This window comes from Hyphomonadaceae bacterium BL14, from assembly GCA_027627705.1.
Classification (GTDB): domain Bacteria; phylum Pseudomonadota; class Alphaproteobacteria; order Caulobacterales; family Maricaulaceae; genus Oceanicaulis.
Map to the genome: position 1 here is coordinate 2,745,166 of CP091242.1, position 16,118 is coordinate 2,761,283.

The 16,118-nt window shown below is 66.7% G+C and carries 15 protein-coding genes, 1 tRNA gene and 2 pseudogenes; 1 reads left to right on the plus strand and 17 read right to left on the minus strand.

The window, feature by feature from the left end:
- Nucleotides 1-125: 125 nt before the first annotated feature.
- The 15 genes and pseudogenes from L2D00_13340 to L2D00_13410 all read right to left on the minus strand — a co-directional run bounded on the left by L2D00_13340 (nucleotide 126) and on the right by L2D00_13410 (nucleotide 12,971).
- On the minus strand, nucleotides 126-1,943 hold the full coding sequence (locus tag L2D00_13340; GenBank protein WBQ12822.1) for an ATP-binding cassette domain-containing protein: 1,818 nt from the start codon (nucleotides 1,941-1,943) through the stop codon (nucleotides 126-128).
- A 45-nt stretch (nucleotides 1,944-1,988) separates the two neighbouring features.
- A complete protein-coding gene (locus tag L2D00_13345) occupies nucleotides 1,989-3,284 on the minus strand; it encodes a S41 family peptidase (GenBank protein ID WBQ12823.1) in 1,296 nt (431 codons plus the stop codon).
- 52 nt (nucleotides 3,285-3,336) lie between these two features.
- On the minus strand, nucleotides 3,337-4,704 hold the full coding sequence (locus tag L2D00_13350) for a peptidoglycan DD-metalloendopeptidase family protein (GenBank protein WBQ12824.1): 1,368 nt from the start codon (nucleotides 4,702-4,704) through the stop codon (nucleotides 3,337-3,339).
- A pseudogene (locus L2D00_13355) lies at nucleotides 4,704-4,799 on the minus strand (23S rRNA (pseudouridine(1915)-N(3))-methyltransferase RlmH). Before L2D00_13355 ends, L2D00_13350 begins: the two are co-directional and overlap by 1 nt.
- Nucleotides 4,773-5,123, minus strand: a pseudogene (locus L2D00_13360) (23S rRNA (pseudouridine(1915)-N(3))-methyltransferase RlmH). The pseudogenes L2D00_13355 and L2D00_13360 overlap by 27 nt, the downstream one beginning before the upstream one ends.
- An 85-nt stretch (nucleotides 5,124-5,208) precedes the next feature.
- Nucleotides 5,209-5,616, minus strand: coding sequence for a ribosome silencing factor (gene rsfS, locus L2D00_13365; protein ID WBQ12825.1), 408 nt, complete (start codon nucleotides 5,614-5,616; stop codon nucleotides 5,209-5,211).
- 40 nt (nucleotides 5,617-5,656) lie between these two features.
- A complete protein-coding gene (gene egtD, locus L2D00_13370; protein WBQ12826.1) occupies nucleotides 5,657-6,655 on the minus strand; it encodes an L-histidine N(alpha)-methyltransferase in 999 nt (332 codons plus the stop codon).
- Nucleotides 6,656-6,679: 24 nt separating this feature from the next.
- Nucleotides 6,680-7,267, minus strand: a complete 588-nt coding sequence (locus L2D00_13375; GenBank protein ID WBQ12827.1) for a nicotinate-nicotinamide nucleotide adenylyltransferase — start codon at nucleotides 7,265-7,267, stop codon at nucleotides 6,680-6,682.
- Entirely contained in the window at nucleotides 7,255-8,526 is a 1,272-nt protein-coding gene (locus L2D00_13380; protein ID WBQ12828.1) for a glutamate-5-semialdehyde dehydrogenase, read from the minus strand. Before L2D00_13380 ends, L2D00_13375 begins: the two co-directional genes overlap by 13 nt.
- A complete protein-coding gene (gene proB / locus L2D00_13385) occupies nucleotides 8,523-9,668 on the minus strand; it encodes a glutamate 5-kinase (protein ID WBQ12829.1) in 1,146 nt (381 codons plus the stop codon). The genes L2D00_13380 and proB overlap by 4 nt, the downstream gene beginning before the upstream one ends.
- Nucleotides 9,656-10,720 (minus strand): GTPase ObgE, encoded by a 1,065-nt coding sequence (gene obgE / locus L2D00_13390; GenBank protein ID WBQ12830.1) that lies wholly within the window; start codon nucleotides 10,718-10,720, stop codon nucleotides 9,656-9,658. The genes proB and obgE overlap by 13 nt, the downstream gene beginning before the upstream one ends.
- A gap of 10 nt (nucleotides 10,721-10,730) precedes the next feature.
- On the minus strand, nucleotides 10,731-11,318 hold the full coding sequence (locus L2D00_13395; GenBank protein WBQ12831.1) for a GNAT family N-acetyltransferase: 588 nt from the start codon (nucleotides 11,316-11,318) through the stop codon (nucleotides 10,731-10,733).
- A 141-nt stretch (nucleotides 11,319-11,459) separates the two neighbouring features.
- The gene (gene rpmA / locus L2D00_13400; GenBank protein ID WBQ12832.1) at nucleotides 11,460-11,729 is read right to left on the minus strand and encodes a 50S ribosomal protein L27; all 270 of its coding nucleotides are present in this window, start codon (nucleotides 11,727-11,729) and stop codon (nucleotides 11,460-11,462) included.
- Between the two features lie 32 nt (nucleotides 11,730-11,761).
- Nucleotides 11,762-12,391: a 50S ribosomal protein L21 gene (locus L2D00_13405; protein WBQ12833.1), complete on the minus strand. Its 630-nt coding sequence runs from the start codon at nucleotides 12,389-12,391 to the stop codon at nucleotides 11,762-11,764.
- A 274-nt stretch (nucleotides 12,392-12,665) separates the two neighbouring features.
- Nucleotides 12,666-12,971: a hypothetical protein gene (locus tag L2D00_13410; protein WBQ12834.1), complete on the minus strand. Its 306-nt coding sequence runs from the start codon at nucleotides 12,969-12,971 to the stop codon at nucleotides 12,666-12,668.
- A 122-nt stretch (nucleotides 12,972-13,093) separates the two neighbouring features.
- Between L2D00_13410 and L2D00_13415 the strand changes: the two genes are divergently transcribed.
- Nucleotides 13,094-13,183, plus strand: a tRNA-Ser gene (locus tag L2D00_13415).
- 270 nt (nucleotides 13,184-13,453) lie between these two features.
- On the opposite strand, the gene L2D00_13420 is transcribed toward L2D00_13415, so the two are convergent.
- Nucleotides 13,454-14,386, minus strand: a complete 933-nt coding sequence (locus L2D00_13420; GenBank protein ID WBQ12835.1) for a hypothetical protein — start codon at nucleotides 14,384-14,386, stop codon at nucleotides 13,454-13,456.
- Entirely contained in the window at nucleotides 14,386-16,113 is a 1,728-nt protein-coding gene (locus tag L2D00_13425) for an AAA family ATPase (GenBank protein ID WBQ12836.1), read from the minus strand. Before L2D00_13425 ends, L2D00_13420 begins: the two co-directional genes overlap by 1 nt.
- Nucleotides 16,114-16,118: the final 5 nt, after the last annotated feature.

The following is a 16,118-nucleotide window of genomic DNA, read 5'->3' on the forward strand; positions in this document are numbered from 1 at the left end:
CCCGCCTCGCGTGCGCCACTGGCACCGTCCGGGAGAATTAGGTTTCCAAAGCCCAAAGCTCGATCAATGCTTTAGCCTGAAATAATCGGCCGCGCCACTTGAATCACGGGAGCCAGGTCAGGCGACTAGCCGCCTTCGATTTCCTCGCGCAGCATTTCCAGCTCCAGCCAGCGATCCTCTTTCTCCGCTTTTTTCTTGGTCAGGCGCTCCAGCTCTGCGCTGGCCGCTTCAAAGCGGGCATGGTCGCAGGTGAACAAGCCTGAATCGGCCAGTTCGCTCTCCAGGGCAGTGATGCGGCCGGTCAGGGTCTCGATCTCGACGGGCAGGGATTCCAGAGCGTGCTTGTCCTTGAATGACAGCTTGGCGCGGTTCTGGGGTTTGGAGCGCACGCCCTGCTGGGGCGCGGCGTCGCGCGCGGTGACCGGGTTCGAGGCTGCGCGGGCGGTGACGCCGCTGCCGCGCTGGGTGGACATGTCCGAATAGCCCCCGGCGAACAGCCGCCAGACGCCATCGCTTTCATAAGCCAGTGTGGCCGTGGCCGTCCGGTCGATGAAATCGCGGTCGTGGCTCACCAGAATCACCGTTCCGGCATAGTCGCCGATCAGCTCTTCCAGCAGGTCCAGCGTCTCCAGATCGAGGTCGTTGGTCGGCTCGTCAAGCACGAGCAGATTGGATGGCAGGGCCAGTGCGCGCGCCAGCATCAGCCGGGCGCGTTCGCCGCCTGACAGGGCCCGCACGGGCGTGCGCGCCTGTTCGGGCTGGAACAGAAAGTCCTTCATATAGGCGGCCACGTGCTTGCTCACGCCGCCCACCTCGACCCGCTCACCGCCGCCGGGTGCGATGGCTTCGGTCACCGTCCAGTCAGGCTGCAGGGCGGCGCGGCTCTGGTCCAGCGCGGCAATATCGAGATTGGCACCCAGCCGGACCTGGCCTTTGTCGGGCGGCATCTGGCCTGTCAGCATGCGGATCAGCGTGGTCTTGCCCGCGCCATTGGGTCCGATCAGCGCCAGCCGGTCGCCGCGGGCGATACGCAAGGACAGGTCCTGCACGATCACCCGGTCTTCAAACCGCTTGGACAGGCCTTCAGCCTCGATCACCAGCTTGCCTGAGCGGTCTGCATCGCTCAGTGACATGGCCGCCGCCCCTTGCGGGCCGCGCCAGGCCTTGAGCTGCGCCTTCATGGCCTGGAACTCGCCGACCCGGCGCATGTTGCGCGTGCGCCGTGCGGTCACGCCATAGCGCATCCAGTGTTCTTCACGTGCGATCTGGCGCGACAGCTTGTGGCGCTCGGCCTCCTCGGCGGCGAAGACCTCATCGCGCCAGGCCTCGAAATGGGCAAAGCCCTTGTCCATGCGGCGGGTCACGCCGCGGTCAATCCACACCACGGCGCGTGTCAGCGTCTCCAGAAAGCGCCGGTCGTGACTGATCAGAACCAGCGCCCCGCGCCAGCTTTTCAGCTCGCCTTCCAGCCATTCGATCGCCGGAAGATCCAGATGGTTGGTCGGCTCGTCTAGCAGCAGGATGTCCGGCTGCGGTGCCAGGCAGCGTGCCAGAGCAGCCCGCCTGGCTTCGCCGCCCGAAAGGCTTGCCGGCGCGGCGTCAGGATCAAGGCTGAGATGCTCGCACAGATAGTCGGCGCGGTAGGCGTCATCGCCATCGGTGAGCCCGGCGCGGATATAGTCGATGACACTGGCATGTCCGCCCAGATCGGGTTCCTGGGGCAGATAGCGCAGGGTCGATCCGGGGTGGACGAAGCGGTCCCCGCTATCGGCCTCGATCAGGCCGGCGGCGATTTTCAGGAAGGAGGATTTCCCCGATCCGTTACGCCCGACCAGCCCGATGCGCTCGCCGGCACCGACAATCATGTCGGCTCCGGTCAACAGGGGCGTCGCACCAAAGGTCAGGCGGATGCCGGCGAGGGTCAGGAGGGGAGGAGCGGCCATGGCGCAGGTCTATGCAGGCCAGCGCCCGCTCCGGCAAGGGGCGCGCTACAGGCGCGCCTCGCGCCGGGCCATACGGGCTCGCAATTCCTCACGGGCCGTGTGCAGCTGGAAATCTTCACCGGTCTCCCAGTCTTCGGGCGGCTGGCGGATATCCTCGAATTGGAAGGGCGGCTCGGACTCTTCTGCCTCGTTGGCCAGCGCATTGCGCAGGTCCGCCTCTCCCGACATGATCCGCGTCTCGGGCGTGATCTGGCGCGGCGCAACCAGAATGTCAGGGATGACGCCCTGGCCCTGGATCGAGCGCCCCGCCGGGGTGTAGTAGCGCGCGGTGGTCAGGCGCAGGGCACCATCGCGGCCCCCGCGCAGCGGCACCACGGTCTGCATGGACCCTTTGCCGAAGCTCGGCAGGCCAAGCACGGTCGCGCGCTGGCGGTCCTGCAGGGCGCCCGCGACGATTTCCGATGCGCTCGCCGAGCCGGCATTGACCAGAACTACAATCGGCGCGCCCGCCAGCATGTCGCCTGCTTCGGCGTTGTAGCGGCGCGTATCGCGCGGGTCGCGTCCGCGCGTGGACACCACTTCCCCGCGGTCCAGGAACAGGCCAGCAACCGTCACCGATTGCTCCAGCAGGCCGCCGGGGTTGGACCGAACGTCCAGGATCAGGCCGGGCAGCGGCCCGCCTTGCGCAGTCGTCATGTCGCGCAGGGCGGCGACCACGCGCTCGGTCGTGTTCTCGTTGAAAGTGGTGATGCGCAAGTATGGCAGGTCTTCGTCCATATTGTAGACCACCGAGCGCACCTCGACGGCGGCGCGCACAACGGTAACCTCGAACGGCTCCTGGCCTTCGCGCCCGATCGTCAGCGTGACCGGCTCTCCGGCAGGTCCGCGAATGCGGTCCACGGCGGCGTCCATGCCGGCCCCGACCATGTTCTCACCATCCACAGCCAGGATCACGTCATTGGCTTCCAGGCCGGCCTCTTCACCGGGAGTGCCGGCCATGGGCGACACGATGGTCACCATGTCATTGCGGAAGGTCACCTCGATGCCGATGCCGAAATATTCGCCGCGCGTCGTGGTCTGCATGTCCTGGAAGGCTTCGGGCGGCAGGTAGCGCGAATGGGGATCCAGCGAGCCGAGCATGCCGTTGATGGCCGCTTCGATCAGCGCTGCCTTGTCGGTCTCGACCACGAAGTCGGACTCGACCCGGCTGAGCACATCGCCGAACAGCTCCAGCTGGCGGAACATCTCGGCCCGCTCGCGGTCCGGCGTCTCCTGCGACATGCCCAGCGTGGCAGCCCCGATGCCGAACAGGACGGCGGAAGCAATGATCAGAAGGCGCATGCGGGTCATCCTTGTTCGGCGTCGTCAGGCACGGTGCGTTCAGGCCAGAGGCTCAGCCCCTGCGAAATTCAGGCCGCAGCCATTGTTCAGGGTCCACGGCGTCGTCTGTGCTGCGGCGGATCTCAAGATAGAGCATCGGCACCGGATTGACACGCTCGCCCATGAGTCCGACCGGCTCACCAGTCAGCAGCGACTGTCCCTCCGTAGCATAGATCAACGCAAGCCCGCCTAACACAATCGTGTAGCCGTCAGGCGTGTTGATCATGACGACGCCGTCAAAGCCCTGAAACGGACCGGCATAGACGGTGACCCCGTCAAACGGTGCCGTGACCGTGGCGCGTGGCGGGGTCTCAAACCAGATTCCATCCCGGCGCACACCGTCGGGTCCCGGCTGGCCGGCGCGGATGGCGAGGCGTCCGTTGACGGGCGGCCGCAGGGCGCCCCGGGCGTCGGCCAGCCTCAGGGTCTCGATCGGCCCGGCCAGGGGGCGGGCGTCGACCAGACCGCCAAGCGTGCCCGCCGCCCCGCTGCGCACGGCTGATTCAGCCTCCGCCAGCAGTGCGCCCAGATCAGCGTCTTCCCGGTCTGCAGGCTCTGACGGGATCGGCACCGGGTCCGGACGCAGGCGCGGCGCGGGTATCGGCTGCGCGGCGCTGGCCGGGTCAGGCAGGGCCTGCGGTCCCGGCTCGGGAAGCGGTGCCAGGCGCGGTTCGGCGGCGGCGAAGCGGCGGATGTCCGCCAGCAGATCGCGCAGTGACCCGGCTTCACGCGCGATGCGCGCTGCTTGCGCCGACAGATCATCGGCTTCTGCCCGCAAGCGGCGTTCGGCATCACGGCGCTGGGCGATCAGCGCATCCACCTCGGCACGGGTCTGTGACAACGCCTCGCGCGCTTCGCCCACGGTTTCAGCCTGGGCGGACAGGCGCAGTTCCAGGGTTTCAATCTCGGCTAGGCGCGTGCGCACCGCCGTGGCGCGCGCTTCCAGCTGAGGGGCCAGCGCCGCCAGCAGCCCGGCTGCGCGCGCGGCTTCGGCCGCGTCGCCCGGCGTGACGGCAAGCGCAGGCGGATCGGCCATGGCGATGCGCTGCAGCGCGGCCAGCACGCGCGCCAGCCCGCTACGGTCCTCTGCCAGGCGCCGGCCCAGCTCCTGCCGCTCGGCTTCCAGCGATTCCAGTGTGCGCACGGCAGCTTCGGCCTCGGTCTCGCGGGCGCGCACGTCTTCACCGGCGGCGGCAAGGCGGCGCTGCAACAAGGCGATCTCGGCGCTCGCGGCTTCTGCCTCCAGCCGGCGCGCTTCGGCCGCTTCGCGCAGCGCGTCAGCTTCGCTGTCCAGTGACTCCACCTGTTCGGGATCGGGCGTGGCCACGGGGGCGGGCACCGCCTGGGCCAAAGCGGCGGCAAGGATGAGGGCGGTGAACATCATCCCTCCCGGTGATAAGGCGCGCCGGCGATCAGGGATGCGGCGCGGTAGAGCTGCTCGGCCAGCATGACGCGCACCAGCTTGTGCGGCCAGGTCGCGGTGCCATAGCTGATCAGCTGGACGCCGGGCGGCAGCAGGGCGCGCTCATGCCCGTCCGCCCCGCCGATCAGGAAAACCGCGTTGCGCACGCCATCATCGCGCGCCCGCGCGATACGGTCGGCAAAGCCCATGGAGCTCACGGTCTTGCCGGTTTCGTCCAGCGCGATCACCAGCGTACCGGTCTCCAGCCCGTCCAGAAGCGCGGCGGTCTCGGCCGCCTTGTCCTTCAGGCGGCGCGGATCGATCTCGTGGTCTGTGAAAGGGCCCAGGCCGCAGGGACGGCCCGTGGCGGTGGCTCGGGCAAGATAGTCGTCGACCATCTCGCGTTCAGGGCCGGCTTTGAGCCGGCCTACAGCCCGGATTTCCGCACGCATGGCCGTGCTCCGTGCGTGATGCGCCGGCGGGTCAGGCCGTCCCGCCGGGCGGGGCTGACCACATCTTCTCCAGATCATAGAAGACGCGCACTTCGGGACGGAACACGTGGACGATCACATCGCCGGCGTCGATCAGCACCCAGTCAGCGCTTTTCAGGCCTTCAGCCCGCACGCCATCCACACCCGCGTCCTTGAGCTTGCGCAGAAGGTGGTCGGAGATCGCGCCCACATGCCGGTTGGACCGGCCCGAGGCGATGATCACGATGTCGGCGACAGAGGATTTGCCGTCGAGGTCGATGGCGACAATGTCTTCGGCCTTGTCGTCCTCGAGGGCGGCGATGACGAGCGCTTCAAGCGCTTGGGGTCCGTTCGCGTCTAGGGCCGCGGGGCCGTCCGGCGCGCGGTGTTGCAGGTCAGTGGACAGAGTCCTTACTCCCATGGCTGTCAGACCCGGCTGCGTCCGGGCGGGTCGTACCGTATCATGCTTCGCCCGGGCATTCGAGCCAGTGTATGGAGAAGGGCTCGTCGCCCCCCTGCCAGGCGTGGACCGGCACCAGACCGGCTGACCGGGCGAGGTCGCGGAAGGTGTCCAGCGTGAATTTGTGGGAGTTCTCGGTGTGTATCGTCTCGCTTTCGCGCAGCACGAATGCGCGCCCCGCCACTGTGAAATGCTGATCCTTCACTGCCTGCAGATACATCTCCATGCGTGAGCGGTACGGATTCCAGAAGGCGCGATAGCGCAGGCCCTCAGGGTCCAGCGTGCCGCCCAGTTCGGTATTGATGCGCCGGACCAGATTGAAATTGAAATCCGCTGTGGCACCGCCCGCATCGTCATAGGCGGCTTCCAGAACCCGCGCGTCCTTGCGCAGATCGGCACCGATCAGCAGTGCATCGCCGGGCCGCAGCCAGGCGGCCAGTGTCTGCAACAGGGCGCGCGCATCAATCAGCTCGAAATTGCCGATGGTGGAGCCGGGAAAGAATACGATCCGGCGGCCCGGCGGCAGCGGCAGGGCGGACAGATCGATGGGACGGGTGAAATCATGGCAAACCGCCCCGATCACCATATCGGGATGATCGCTGGCGATGTCGGCGCAGGCCGCCTTCACATGCTCGCCGGAAATATCCATGCCGGCATAGGCGGAAGGCGCGTCCAGCGCATCGATGAGCTTGCGCACTTTCACACTGGAGCCTGCCCCCGGCTCCAGCACCACTGCGCCGGGGCCCGCCAGGGCGCGCAGCTCCGGCCCGATGGCATCCAGCAAGGCCAGCTCGGTGCGGGTGGGATAGTATTCCGGTGCCTGCGTGATCCGGTCGAAAATCCGCGATCCTTCCGCATCGTAGAAATATTTCGCCGGAATGGCCTTTTGCGGCTTGGCCAGACCGGCCAGTACGTCGGCGCGGAAATCGCCGGCGGGCGGACGCAAATCTTCAAAGAAGGCGAGCGCAGGCGCGCCGGGGAGGGGCTGGGTTGAGGTCATGGCGCCAGTGGGGCTGCTGCACGGTCAGCCGCGCATTAGGCGCGACGCATGGGGATGTAAACGCTCGGTCAGATATGTCCACCCGGGCGCGCCCCTGTTCACAAGGGTGTGCGCCTGGCGATCCGGGATTTGCGTCTGTCCGGGCGCCCGCGCGGCGGGACTGAAGCGGGCGGCGAGGCCGGTGCCGGGACGGGCGATGACCGCCAGCGGCGTGCGCGCCACAATCTCGCGCCAGGCCTTCCAGCGATGCAGCTCGGCCAGGCCGTCCGCGCCCATGATCCACACGAAACGCACGCCGCGATGGCGCGCCTGCAGAAAGGCGATCACATCCACCGTGCGATGGCTGGGCAGGCGCGCCTCCAGCGCACTGACGACATGACGCGGTCCGGGCACCAGCGCGCGCACGCCATCCAAGCGTTCTGCCAGGGGCGCGGGTGGATTGTCCTTGAACGGATTGCCCGGACTGACCAGCCACCAGACCCGGTCCAGCTGCAGGCGTTTGAGCGCCGTGCTGGCGACATGCCGATGGCCGTCATGAGGCGGATCGAACGTCCCGCCATACAAACCCACCCTCATGCCGGGGGCGAGCAGCTCGCTTTTCAGCGCGGCCATGATCCGCGCACCTGACCTGTGCCGCGCACGATGTATTTGCCGGTGGTCAGCTGGGCCGCGCCCACCGGTCCGCGTGCGTGAAGCCGGCCCGTCGCGATGCCGATCTCGCCGCCATAACCGAACTCGGCCCCGTCGGAAAACCCGGTCGCGGCATTATGCAGCGCCACGGCCGAATCCACCTGGCTCAGGAAGCGCGCGGCGGCGCTTTCGTCCTCGGTGACGATGGCGTCGGTATGGCCCGACCCGTGCGCGGCGACATGGTCGAGTGCGCTTTCCATCCCGTCGACCACGCGCACGGACAAAATCGCGTCGAGATATTCGGTGTCCCAGTCTTCTTCAGTGGCCGCCTTCATGCCCGGGACCAGTTTGCGCGCAGCATCATCGCCGCGCAGCGCGCACCCTGCGCCTGCCAGCGCTCCGGCGATGACGGGCAACAGGTCCGGCGCGCAGGCAGAATCGATCAGCAGCGTTTCGGCGGCGTTGCACACGCCGGTGCGCCGCATTTTGGAATCCAGCGTAATGCGCAGCGCTTTCTCCGGATCGGCATCCGCGTGGACATAGACATGGCACACCCCGTCCAGATGGCTGAGCACCGGAACGCGCGCGTGCTGGCGCACATGAGCGACCAGGCTTTTGCCCCCGCGCGGGATCACCAGATCGCACCCGCCCTCGTCCAGGCTCAGCATCGCCGTCACCCAGGCGCGGTCGGAATCGGGCGGGGTCTGGACCGCATCCTCGGGCAGGCCCGCAGTGCGCAGCCCGGCACGCATGGCGTCCACCAGCGCGGCGCTGGTACCCGTGGTCTCCGATCCGCCGCGCAGAATGACGGCGTTGCCGGCGCGCACGCAAAGGGCTGCCGCGTCGGCGGTGACATTGGGCCGGCTTTCGAAAATCACGCCGATCAGGCCGATGGGAACCGAGACTTCGGCGATTTCCAGCCCGTTGGGCCGGGTCCAGCGGCGGCGCTCGCTGCCGACCGGGTCGGGCAGGTCCGCCACCGCCTCCACACCGGCGGCAATGGCCTCCAGGCGCTCGGGGTCCAGGGTCAGGCGATCCAGGAAGGCCCCGGTCTGGCCACGCTCACGGGCGGCTTCGGTCTCTTTGGCATTGACGTCCAGGATGGCTTTGGCGCGCGCACGGATTTCCGCAGCGCTGGCCCGCAGGGCCGCGCTGCGGGCGTCCGGACCGGCGGCTTCCAGCGCGCGCCGGGCGGCGCGTCCGTTGGCGGCCAGGGCGGCAAAGCTCTCAAGATGGGTCAATGGGCGTCCTCACTATCCAGTACGATATCGCCAGCATGCACCAGCGCGGCCCCGCGGCGGTAACCCAGGGTCGCTTCCACGGCTTTGGAGCGCAGGCCGGCGATGCGCCGCGCCTCCTCGCCGTTATATCCGGCGATCCCGGTGGCGAAGCCGCGCCCTTCGGCATCGGCGATGCGCACGGTGTCACCGCGCCGGAACACGCCCTCCACCCGGGTCACGCCGGCGGGCAGAAGGCTGCGCCCTGCAATGATGGCGCGGCAGGCACCGGCGTCCAGATGCAGCGTGCCGCTGGGCGACAGGGCACCCTGGATCCAGGCGCGCCGGGCGGTCTCGGGCGAGCCGTGGGCGGCGAACCAGCTGGCGCGTGCGCCGTCGCGCAGGGCTTCCAGCGGCCGGGCCGGAGCGCCCGATGTGATCACCACAGCGCAGCCTGCCGACATGGCGATGCGCGCGGCCGATATCTTGCTGGCCATGCCGCCTGTTCCGGCACCCGGGCGGGGCGGGCCGGCCAGCGCTTCGATCTCCGGCGTGATGGCCGCGATCTCAGGCATGTGCCGGGCACCGGGTTCGGACGGATCGCGGTCATACAGCCCGTCCACATCCGACAAAATGACCAGAAGCTGGGCGCTGCACAGCTGAGCGGTGCGCGCGGCCAGCTTGTCATTGTCGCCAAATCGCAATTTCTCGGTGGCGACGGTATCGTTCTCGTTGATCACAGGGACTGCGCCGAAGCTCAATAGAGCCTCGATCGTGTTGCGGGCATTGAGCCAGCGCGGGCGCGCCTCGGTGTCGGCCGGCGACAGAAGCGCCTGGGCGGCGGGGAAGCCATGGAAGGCGAAGGCCTGGTCCCACATCTGGATCAGCAGGGCCTGACCGGCGGCGGCGGCGGCCTGCTTGTGCTCAAGGCTGAGCCGTTGACGCGGGCCGAGGCCGAGGCGCGGGCGCCCCAGCGCCACAGCACCCGATGACACCAGCACGGTTTCCTGACCCCGCCCGCGCAAGTCGGCGATGTCGGCGGCGAGGGCGGCGAACCGGTCCGCGCGCGGCGCGCCGGTCTGCGGATCGATCATCTGGGCCGAACCGATTTTGATCACCAACCGGCGCGCGGAAGCGAGGCGCTCGCCAGCATTCATGGTGTCCATCCTGATTCAGCCTTTTCCGCGGCCTGCGCGGCGGCGGCCGCTGCCTGGCGTTCGGCGGCCTGGCGCCCCTGGACCGCCTCCCAGACCTTGAACATCAGAGGGCGCACGCCGTCCTGAGTGGCACCGGAGAGGCGCAGCACGTCGCGCCCGCTGACCTCACGCAAGGCCGCCTCGGCGGCGTCCAGGGTCTCGCCGTCCACGGCGTCGATCTTGTTGAGCACGACGATTTCCGCCTTGTCCTCAAGCCCGGCACCATAGGCTTCCAGTTCGCCGCGCACGATGGAATAGGCCCCCGCCGGGTCTTCGCCGGAGGCATCGACCAGATGCACCAGCAGGGCGCAGCGCTCCACATGACCCAGGAAGCGGTCGCCAATCCCCGCACCCTCATGGGCGCCTTCGATCAGGCCTGGAATATCGGCGATCACGAAGCGTGCGCCGGGTGCCAGATCGACCACACCCAGATTGGGATGCAGGGTGGTAAAGGGATAATCGGCGATTTTCGGCGTGGCCGCGCTGACCACCGACAGAAGCGTTGACTTGCCCGCATTGGGCAGGCCGATCAGGCCGGCGTCCGCAATCAGCTTCAGGCGCAGCCAGACCCAGCGCTCTTCCGCCTCTTCACCAGGCTGCGCGATGCGCGGGGCCTGATTGCGGCTGGTGGTGAAGTGGGCATTGCCCTTGCCGCCGCGCCCGCCCTTGGCCAGCAGCACGCGCTGACCGGCCTCGGCCAGATCGGCGAGGATCGTTTCATTGTCCTCATCGAGAATCTGTGTGCCCACCGGCACTTTCAGGATCACGTCCGGTCCGTCTGGTCCGGTGCGGTTGCGCCCCGAGCCATGCACGCCGCGCCCGGCCTTGAAGTGCTGCTGGTAGCGGTAGTCGATCAGGGTGTTTAGCCCCTCCACCGCTTCCGCCCAGACATCGCCCCCGGCACCGCCATCGCCGCCATCGGGACCACCGAACTCGATGTATTTTTCGCGCCGGAAGGAGACACAGCCCTGACCGCCCTGGCCGGACTTGATGTAGACGCGTGCTTGGTCGAGGAATTTCATGAGCGAAGCTCTATCCGGTCTGAGGTCCAATGTGTAGGGCCATGGCCCGGTGCGGCGCGCGCGCCAAACGGCCCATGGAAAACATGAAAGTCTCGGCACCGCCATCACTGTAGCCGAATCCGAGCTTTGTCAGCACCCGCGCCGAGGCCGGGTTGTCGCTGAAATGGCCTGCGATCAGGCGCTCGATGCCGCGGATGCGCGCATCCGCGATCATGGCCGCGCCGGCCTCGGTGGCGATGCCGCGGCCCCAGGCTGACATCGCCAGCCAGTAGCCCAGCTCCCAAACGCCATGGCCGTGGGGATGCAGGCCGATGACGCCCAGCGGCACCTGGTCTGCTCGCTGCGTGATGAGCCGGACCCTGTCGCCGCGCGAGGCTTCCGCGGCGCGCGCTGCCAGTATGAAGAGTTCGGACGCCAGCGGCGGGCAGAGCGAGGGGATCCGCGCCACCATGCGGGCCACGCCGGGCCGCCCGCCTTCGTGCGCCAGGAAAGGCGCATCGTCCAGGCGCAGCTGGCGCAGGGCGAGCCGCGCCGTGATCAGGTCCGCAGGCACGGCCTCCACACCATCACTGCTGCCAACGCAGGGGGCTCCACGCATATCCGGCCTCCAACAGGCCTGTGCGCCGGGGAGAGCGCAAGAAAAAAGGGGAGGCGGGCGACCCGTCTCCCCTTTTTCAGCATGTCTGCCGGACCGGATCGCCCCTGTTGGGTGAGGCGGTCCGCGTCCTGTCGCGCCGCCCTATTCAGCCGCCTCGGCAAGCGGGGCGACGCTCACGAAAGTGCGCTGGTTGGCCTTGGTGCGGAACTCCACCCGGCCCTCGGTCAGGGCGAACAGGGTGTGATCCTTGCCCATGCCGACATTGACGCCGGGATAATATTTCGTGCCGCGCTGGCGCACGATGATATTGCCCGCGATGACCGCCTGGCCGCCGGATTTCTTGACACCCAGGCGACGGCCTGCGGAGTCGCGGCCGTTGCGTGAGGAGCCGCCTGCTTTTTTGTGAGCCATATCCGCTCTCCTTTAATCCTGCCGCTGACGCGTTACGCGCCGGCCAGTTCTTTCGCCTGGGCGATCCATTCGCCCGATTCTGCCTTCGCCTTGAGGCCGGCGATTTCGCCGTCCAGACGCTCGATCTCTGCCTCGGTCCATGCCGCGACCTGCGCAAACGTCGTCACGCCCGCCTCGGCCAGCTTCTTGGCGTAGGCCGGGCCGACGCCGTTGAGCTGGGTCAGGTCATCGCCGCCCGCCGCCTTGGGCTTCGCGGCTGCTTTCGCCGGCTTGGCCGGAGCGGCGTCTGCAACCGGCTCCTGCGCCGGCTTGGCTGCTTTTTTCTTGCCGCCGAGCGCGGATTTCGTGCCGGGCTTGAGGATTTCGGCGATCGAGATCACCGTGATCCACTGGCGGTGGCCGCGTTTGCGGCGGTAATTCTGCCGGCGGCGCTTCTTGAAGATGATGACTTTCTTGTCTTTGCGCTCGTCGAGCACTTCAGCCGTCACCGAGGCGCCATCCACGCCGGGCGCGCCCACCAGGGGGTCGCCCTCGCCGCCGATCATGAGGACCTGGTCAAACGTGACCACGTCGCCCGCTTCGGCGTCGAGCTTTTCCACGCGCAGGACGTCGCCTTGCGCGACCCGGTACTGCTTGCCGCCGGTTTTGATGACCGCGTACATATGTCTCTTCCTTTTGATCCGATACCGTGACCGCGTGCGCCTCGACTGAGGCGGCCTTCCCGCGGGCCGGGATCCTTTTTCTTCGCCGGTTCTGATCCGATCCGGCGTTGTGAACAGGCCAAACGCACCCGGCGCGCAAGCCCGTTGAGCCTGCCCGCCGCAGCGCGAGCGCGCGATATAGGCGCCCGGAGCCGCTTGAGTCAACGCTCGAGGCGCTGCTGAAGCGGCGGCATAAACGGTGATGCCGGTGTCCCGCCGTCTTCAGGCGCGCAGCCTACGGCTCGCCGGGGCCGCGCGGTCCGCCGGTGGGAAGGCCGACCTGACTGTTCGCGCGGTCCGTGGCGACCTGCTGGGCATTGGCCTCGATATCGTCCCATTCGCGCTGGGACAGACAAATCCGCTCGGACATGCGGCTGCCGGTGGGGCGGATCGTGCGGCACCGCACGCGGTCGCCCTCGGACGTGACACCCGTGAGCTGGCCGGCGTCGACCATCTCCTGGCGCTCTGTCTGGGCGTTTGTGGCGCAGGCACCGACCGTGAGTGTGGCCAGAGAGGCCGACACAAGCAGACAGCGGATCACAGGAACCTCCTCACAGGTGATTGGTCGGCCACGCTATTCGACCCGCTGGGCTCTGTCGAGCGCGCCAAAGCCTTTCCGCTTGATTTCCGCGCCGCTCTTTGTCAAACCAGCCCGCGCTGCTCGGAGAGGTGCCGGAGTGGTCGATCGGGGCGGTCTCGAAAACCGTTGAGCGTGCAAGCGTTCCGAGGGTTCGAATCCCTCCCTCTCCGCCACTTGCCCTCGCGAAAGCGTTCTCCTGATCCGGCTCCGGCCGGATTTTTCCGTTGTTTTCGAGGGTTATGCGGGAGGGGCTGTTAACCGGCCCACGCGCCGTGAGGCCGGGACGCGTTCTCTCAGGGCCGATATTCTCCGGACCTCATGACTGCGCCGATTTGGTGAATAGCTTGTAAGGCTATGAAATCGCACTGCTTCTCGCAGGGCAAGGCTGAACACTTCGATGTCAGTGGCATTCGCAAGATGGAACATAGATCGAACTCTCACCGTCAGAATAGCTCGGTGCTACCGTCGTCACGGATGCGGACAGCATATCCCGCGCGCGCATAGGCGGTCGATCCGTCCGCAAATCTGTTGCGAAGACCCTGAGCGTGTTCGAAGTCCAAGAGGGTGAATGCAGCAGACTCAGTGGGACCCGCTGCAGATAGGCCCGCGCCAATCATAATGCCGCCCAACTCTGTCAGAACGAAGCGGTCGTGGAAGTCTTCACCGCCCCTGATCTCCAACCACGCATATAGCTCCAAGCAGTAGCCTGGTGGCAGTCGTCCTTTGATCTGGACGGCCCCGTCTCGAGCAACGAGTTCCGGCGGGGGGCGAGAACCATGATCGCGGAAGTGAACTCTGATAACTTTTGGCGGCCAAGGCCCTCCTCCAAGTCGATCAAGCAGAGATACAAGTGGGGCGAGATAGTTGCCCTCAGCTGGCCGAAGATCGAAGTAGGGATCGACGATGTCGACCTCTGTAGACACTGCAGCAAAGGTATTCAGGGCGTCGGCAATTTCGTCTGCGGTTCTCCTCACGCTGCAGCTTCTCACTGCGCTAAAGAGCGCATGCCCATCGGAGCAATCGTCTGGATGCATTGCCTCTGCGCAGGTTGCCTTGCCAGCGTCGCATATGATTGCTTTGAAAGGTCGCGCGGCATGCTCGCGCAGGGCGTTGTCCATCCAGTCTGCCTCATGTTCATAGACTCGATTGAAATCGACGACCTTATGCTTCGAGTCGCGCAAACGCTCGACGATGCTGGACATGCGAACATCCGGCACGCCAGCCTCTTTTGCTGCTTGGATGACCTTCTTCTCCCACTTGGTCGGGAGACGTGAAATCAGCCGACCCTTGTCGGCGCCGAACCGGTCGATCAGGTCCTTGAAGGTTCGCCAGTCCGCGCCGATGGCTGCAGGCTCTATCGCGTATTCCGACAGCATCAGAACAGTTCCTCGGCCCGTTCCGCGAAGAAGCCGTTTGGCCATCGGTCTGCGAAATCACCGTCTGGGCTCACGCGGAGGGGACGGAAGCGGACCCCCTCGACCGAAGACTCGACGTAGATCACAGAGAGGTCATCGGGCGTCAGTCCGAGCACGCCGGGAGGAACCTCACCGTCAGTCTGCTCCCGCACACGGCGAAGCAGCCGCAGCATGATGTGCTCGCTGTGCGTCTCAATGAGCAGGGTCTTTCCCGAGGTAAGCTTGTTCTCGCCGCCGGTCGCAGCCTTGATGAACAGGTCGCCCATGCCGACCTGGATGGCGGGATGGACATGGAGCTCCGGCTGCTCGATTCCGAGCACGCCGTCCTGCTTGCGCAATGAGGCGACGATCACCGGGACCATCTGCGAAATGCCGACGCCCACGTCGCCCGGTGCAACCAGGATGCCCTTTTCGAAGTCCCGCAGGGCGATCTCCGTCCGCGTGGCGAGGCTCAAGTAGAGCTCCTGCAACTCGCCGATATCGTCCTCGTTGAGACCCCGCTCGAACATCTGGTGCATGGCGCTGGGAACCGGGATTTCTTTGAACTCCACCCGCTCCAGCCTGTAAGTCGTTCTCAGCCGCTCCTCGCCGGAGAGCCAGACGTTGACCTCGTCCATGAGGTCGCCGCGGCGGTCGTTGTAGAGCAGATCCCAGGCAGCGAGCCCGTGGGCCCAGCGGGCCTCGTCCGGTGAGGCTTGCGGGCGATAGCTACGCGTGGGGATGTCGCGCAGCGGGCCGATGTAGGTCATCTGCATCAGGTGATCTCGGACCAGACGTACCGGGCCGAGGATCATTTCGGAGAGAAGCGCCCGAAGGCCGTTGACGCGCGGTGTCCGCTCCTCCAGTTCGGCCTTCTTCACGTCCGGGTCGCGGATATCGAGGATGAGGTCGCGGTCCAGCCGAGGCAGTGCGCCCAGCTCGGTGCCGACGGCGATCCGCAGCTGATCATCTGGAGTGTTCGGCGTCGAACGGTCGGCCGCGACTTCACGCGACAGTTCCCAGATCGCAGTGAAGAATACCTCGGAGTGGTCGTCCGCTATGCCTAGCTCCTCAGCCGATTGCATGCCCATCTCTTCGGCTTCGTCTTCCGTCACGTAGTCGTCCGGATGAACGGCCTGCTGCAGTAGCGGATGCTTGAAGTTGAAGTCGGTCAGTTGCGCCCGGCCTTCTGATGGTGGCGACACGATGGCTGCGAGCGGTTCTCCGTCCAGTTCGATGGCGAGGCGCGAGACGTAAGGCGCCTGCTCCAGCGCGCTCCAGCGGATGTCGACTGCCAGTCCGATGTTCTGCACGATCGCATAGTCGCGATACTCGTCGCTTTCTCCGACCAGGTATCGAACGAGCAGTTCTGCGAACTCGGGCTCGCCGATCGATAGACCAGCGTTCAGTGACAGGCCCTCTGAGCCCTGTTCATCCGAGAGGTCAAGGACGACTTTCAGGGTCACAGTTCGGTCGAGCTCATGGTTGTGGACCAGCGTTGCGAAGCCTCCAAGGTCAATTAGGCCGCCAGCGATCGTCCGGTCCGGGTCGACATTTCCACGCTCAAGGATTTCGCGCAGGTAGTGCAGCGCCTGGAGGATCGTGCTCTTGCCTGCGCTGTTCGGGCCGAAGAGCAGCGTTATGGGCCGCAGGTCGATACGCTGCCGCGAGCCGATGCCTTTGAAGTTCTCAATTTCGATCCGGGTCAAGCGCA

Excerpts from the sequence above, each read along its gene's own strand:
- L2D00_13340 (WBQ12822.1), bottom strand. The coding sequence starts at position 1,943 with ATGGCCGCTCCTCCCCTCCTGACCCTCGCCGGCATCCGCCTGACCTTT.
- L2D00_13345 (WBQ12823.1), bottom strand. The coding sequence starts at position 3,284 with ATGCGCCTTCTGATCATTGCTTCCGCCGTCCTGTTCGGCATCGGGGCT.
- L2D00_13350 (WBQ12824.1), bottom strand. The coding sequence starts at position 4,704 with ATGTTCACCGCCCTCATCCTTGCCGCCGCTTTGGCCCAGGCGGTGCCC.
- rsfS (WBQ12825.1), bottom strand. The coding sequence starts at position 5,616 with ATGGGAGTAAGGACTCTGTCCACTGACCTGCAACACCGCGCGCCGGAC.
- egtD (WBQ12826.1), bottom strand. The coding sequence starts at position 6,655 with ATGACCTCAACCCAGCCCCTCCCCGGCGCGCCTGCGCTCGCCTTCTTT.
- L2D00_13375 (WBQ12827.1), bottom strand. The coding sequence starts at position 7,267 with ATGGCCGCGCTGAAAAGCGAGCTGCTCGCCCCCGGCATGAGGGTGGGT.
- proB (WBQ12829.1), bottom strand. The coding sequence starts at position 9,668 with ATGGACACCATGAATGCTGGCGAGCGCCTCGCTTCCGCGCGCCGGTTG.
- obgE (WBQ12830.1), bottom strand. The coding sequence starts at position 10,720 with ATGAAATTCCTCGACCAAGCACGCGTCTACATCAAGTCCGGCCAGGGC.
- L2D00_13395 (WBQ12831.1), bottom strand. The coding sequence starts at position 11,318 with ATGCGTGGAGCCCCCTGCGTTGGCAGCAGTGATGGTGTGGAGGCCGTG.
- rpmA (WBQ12832.1), bottom strand. The coding sequence starts at position 11,729 with ATGGCTCACAAAAAAGCAGGCGGCTCCTCACGCAACGGCCGCGACTCC.
- L2D00_13405 (WBQ12833.1), bottom strand. The coding sequence starts at position 12,391 with ATGTACGCGGTCATCAAAACCGGCGGCAAGCAGTACCGGGTCGCGCAA.
- L2D00_13420 (WBQ12835.1), bottom strand. The coding sequence starts at position 14,386 with ATGCTGTCGGAATACGCGATAGAGCCTGCAGCCATCGGCGCGGACTGG.